Consider the following 3,749-nt stretch of genomic DNA (forward strand, 5'->3'; position numbering starts at 1 on the left):
CAAAACCAGAGCGTTGGTCAGGTAAAATACGCAACTGTGAACCAATCGGAGAAGTTCACCTGAACCCAGAAAAAGAAGCTGCTTGATAATTAATCAAGTAGTGACAACTAGCTTGAAAAACGCCGTAGTATAAAGCATATTAATAGAGGTCAATTTCAAAGGGTTCGACCTATATTAATTAAGTGATCCTACCTGAAGTGTGTTCATCAAGCTACTTATGAATACAGAGTAGAACTAAGTAACAAGATGAAGGTAAGATGTTCTAAATTTGCTTAGAGTTTATTAATAATCGCATGCTCTAGAGCTATATTAAATTGTTCTTCATGATGCATCAGAGGAAACTGTTGTGGATGAGTAGATTGGGCCACCAGAGTAGGGGACTTGTGATACAAAAGGGAATCCATTAAATGCCAATTTAAGAAAGGCGCTGACAAGGTTTTGCCCCTAAACGTCTTAAGGTAGCAGTAAACTTCCACAAAATTATTTAGTCAATAAGCTGTTGCCCAATGGTGGAACAGCTTGTTTCATATCGTGGGGGTCATTATGTCTAGCTTGCTAAAGGCTAGCGGTTAACTAGCCTAAGCTTGCTCTCACATCAGCAATGGTGATGAAGAGTTTGCTTTCGGCGTCTTGAAATGCTTGAAAACCATAGCGTTCATAGAAGTGTTTCGCACCGTCTTTGGCGTCAACGATAACAACTGGAAATGCAACGCTATCACTTGCAGCTAATAGCTTTCTGAGTGCGTCGATAAGCAACCACTCACCAAAGCCTTTCCCTTTGTATCGGTCATCGACAGCAAGGCGGGCAATCAGACCACCAGACGTGGATGATTGGTGTTTTTTTTGTAACTTATCGGGTAATGCCTTTACGTCAATTGGTGTCATTGTTAGCGTGTAAAAGCCGATGACATGTGAGTTGTCGTTATCATCTTCCAAAACAAACGTTCTAGTGTTGTCTTTTTTTGCTTGCTGACTCGCCATTACTTTTAAGTAATTGTTGAGAGCTTCAATACCACAGTTGAATCGGTTTCTATCGTGTTTAGCTTTATCTAAAAGTACCGTATTCATTATTGAATTTTGCTCTCGTATCGATCAGAAGCAGCTTTTAGTTTTGAGTTCTCAGTGGCAGGGCGGTCTAAAGCTTTCATCAGCAAAATAGCATCAGCTTGACTCAGTTTTAAAGCCTGTTCACGTTCGATGACTTGTTTAGCTTTTTCGATTGCAGCGCTTAGAACAAACGAGTTGATGCTAGACATTCCAGCGATCGCGGCAGCCTTAGTAAGTAAGTCTTGTGTATCGACATCAACTCTAGCGGTGATGCGAGGCAAAGTAGTAGCCATAATAATAATCTCCTGTTGTATCAAAGTGTCAAAGTGTCACATGGGTATTATGGTCTTAAAGTGTGCAATAAGCAATCTTCGTGTCACTTTGGCACGCAAACCACTAGTTTTTAAGGTTTCAGGATACTTTTTCTAATCTGATAGAAGGGTTTTAGAACGACATACCTAAATCACTTTTGCCCCGAAATGAGTTACGTCAGTATGAGATCACACTTACTCACATCACTGATGGCTTCAGTTTTCTCATAGCAGTAAAGTGTCCATAAGTCTCAGGCCATACCTGTTCCGAGTTTAAACCAATCGCCGATACGTTTTGTTGCTCGTTATGCGGGGAGTTAGTGTGTCAACTCTATTCAAACTTCAAAGCTGTTCTATGAAGGTTAAAGTACTCATCGTGCTCTCTCTATTTTCGCCGCCAGTGCTAGCACGCGATTACCATTACTTTACGGGAAATTCCGCATCTGGAGGGGGCGTTGGATATTTAGAAGGCACCGCCGCAATTATTGGCCTTTTTTGTGCCTGGAAGTTATTGCAAGGGGCTGTAACTTTCTTTTGCGAAGGTCGTGGATGGAGAAAACTTGTATCTCCAGCTTTGGTCATAGGCCTATTTTTAGTTAATGATGTCTCTAAGCAAAGTGAAACTCCAAGGTTTTTACAGATATTTTTGTTGTTGGCTTACATTTGTGCCTCAATTTATATTTGCTCCAAGCTTTCTGAATCTAACAAAAGAAATAGATGAGCTTAGAAGGTAACACTAGCAACACATAGCTGGGCAGCCTGTTCCCTATATGTGAAGCGGTACTCAATCTGCCGCTCTAAGATGAAGTTGTCCAAAATCGCCATAGGTTGAATTCTTATCCGTGGCACTTTCTATGGAGGTTAAAAGTTGGCTAAAAAATCTGAGAAAAATGGAGTTCGCTCTATGATGGTCGTAGGTACAGACGTTACTAAATATGGCTACCATGACATTCGTGCCCTTAAACCTTTTTGTATTGATTCTAGAGAACACCCAAATCCAACTTACCAGATGAACGTTGCGTTTCAAGAGGTTGATAGCGTTAAGTTGACCAAAAATAGATCTATTAGTTACTTTGTTCCAAACAATATTTCGCTACTGCTTTCGAACAGTAAAAAAGCACTTCAATGTGCAGAAAAAATGCATAAAGACACGATATCTAAAAGCTATGATGAGGGTGAGCTTAGATCTGAAAAGTTATGGGAAAACTGTACTCTTATATCTGATTACATAGAGCTAGTTCAAACCGCTATAGTATTTGGTTATACCGCACTTGAAGCATTCGCAAACATCAGTATTCCTTCTGATTTTGTGCATTATAAAGACAAACCAAAACAAGGAATTCAAGAATCGTATAATAAGGAAGGTATAGAACGTTGGCTCAGTTTGAGCGATAAATTTAAATCTCTACTACCTGAAATCTATAGCTGTAAACAGCTTCCGCAAAGGCTTTTCACTAAATTTAAGAATCTAGAGAAACTTAGAAACTCGATAATTCATCAAAAATCTATAGAAAGTACCGATTTTATGTACGATTACTTTAAAGCTGATGTACTTGAATGTATAAAAGCTCCTGAAGAGATCATTACGTACTTTCAAAATAACAATACAATATCAACGACTGCTCAGTATGAAGCTCTTTTAGTGTGGCCTTGGATCGAGGGTGATGCAGCATACCCAGTTACTAAAGACCCTACACCTATATTGAATTGGGTTGTCGATATGAAAAGCCCACATATGCGAAAAAGGTTAGAAAGTAAGTCTGTAGTGGCTGAGTGAATTTGGCCACCTGATTGAAGGTTTGCAATACCTGAGATTATCCGTGAGATGCTAATTTAGGAAAGCCACTGGCAAGGAATTGTCCAGTTCCTTGCTGGCGGGGCACCTTAACTCAGAATTGCCTCTTTCGTTGCTAGCCCCGCTCAACCTCACAAATCATAGTGAGGTGATTTGACCTACTTTTTCGGTTCTTCTCCGCTTAAGTGAGCTTAATATTTGGATAAAAAGCACTCATAAGATTATTGCAGCCGAGCTAAGTTTATCGACGGTTACGGATGGGGAAGTTCTCCCGAACTTACTGAAACAAAGTAAGCGCTCATTACTCAGCATAACTAATCGCTAATCACAACGATCTAGTCTTTAGCCAAGTTCCAAGGTAGTAGCGCTTCTATTTGCTCAAGATTTTCAGCGTAGGGTAGCTGAGTAAGAAGGTTATATAGGTAGTTGTATGGTTCCAGTCCGTTCAACTTAGCCGTTTCAACCAAGCTGTAGCAGACAGCACTCGCTTTGGCACCTTGTGATGTATCGGCGAACAGCCAAGCCTTGCGACCGACCACGAACGGACGGATAGCATTTTCTGCCATGATGTTACTGATACGCAGCTCGTGATGACC

5 protein-coding genes and 1 pseudogene are annotated in these 3,749 nt (G+C 40.5%); 3 read left to right on the forward strand and 3 right to left on the reverse strand.

All coding sequences use genetic code 11. The annotated features are described in order from the left end of the window. Positions 1-573: 573 nt before the first annotated feature. Positions 574-1,071: a GNAT family N-acetyltransferase gene (locus tag BCU68_RS15600; protein ID WP_102565673.1), complete on the reverse strand. Its 498-nt coding sequence runs from the start codon at positions 1,069-1,071 to the stop codon at positions 574-576. After that, positions 1,068-1,340 (reverse strand): DUF1778 domain-containing protein, encoded by a 273-nt coding sequence (locus BCU68_RS15605; RefSeq protein ID WP_102565674.1) that lies wholly within the window; start codon positions 1,338-1,340, stop codon positions 1,068-1,070. Before BCU68_RS15605 ends, BCU68_RS15600 begins: the two co-directional genes overlap by 4 nt. Positions 1,341-1,680: 340 nt before the next feature. Here BCU68_RS15605 and BCU68_RS15610 point away from each other — a divergent pair, with 340 nt between their 5' ends. From BCU68_RS15610 to BCU68_RS15620, 3 genes and pseudogenes are all read left to right on the forward strand, one after another. After that, positions 1,681-2,079, forward strand: a complete 399-nt coding sequence (locus BCU68_RS15610; RefSeq protein WP_133126151.1) for a hypothetical protein — start codon at positions 1,681-1,683, stop codon at positions 2,077-2,079. A 147-nt stretch (positions 2,080-2,226) separates the two neighbouring features. Next, a complete protein-coding gene (locus BCU68_RS15615) occupies positions 2,227-3,135 on the forward strand; it encodes a hypothetical protein (RefSeq protein ID WP_133126152.1) in 909 nt (302 codons plus the stop codon). A gap of 226 nt (positions 3,136-3,361) precedes the next feature. Next, a pseudogene (locus tag BCU68_RS15620) lies at positions 3,362-3,469 on the forward strand (IS5/IS1182 family transposase); the annotation flags it as partial. Positions 3,470-3,488: 19 nt separating this feature from the next. Here the strand turns inward: BCU68_RS15620 and BCU68_RS15625 are convergent. Further along, on the reverse strand, positions 3,489-3,749 hold a 261-nt coding region (locus tag BCU68_RS15625; protein WP_133126153.1), incomplete at its 5' end, for a transposase domain-containing protein.

Origin of the sequence: Vibrio sp. 10N.286.49.B3, from assembly GCF_002873395.1 — a bacterium.
In the GTDB taxonomy this organism is placed as follows: domain Bacteria; phylum Pseudomonadota; class Gammaproteobacteria; order Enterobacterales; family Vibrionaceae; genus Vibrio.

What these genes read in the sequence shown, in the direction of transcription:
- BCU68_RS15605 (WP_102565674.1), bottom strand. Translation starts at nt 1,340, where the DNA reads ATGGCTACTACTTTGCCTCGCATCACCGCTAGAGTTGATGTCGATACA.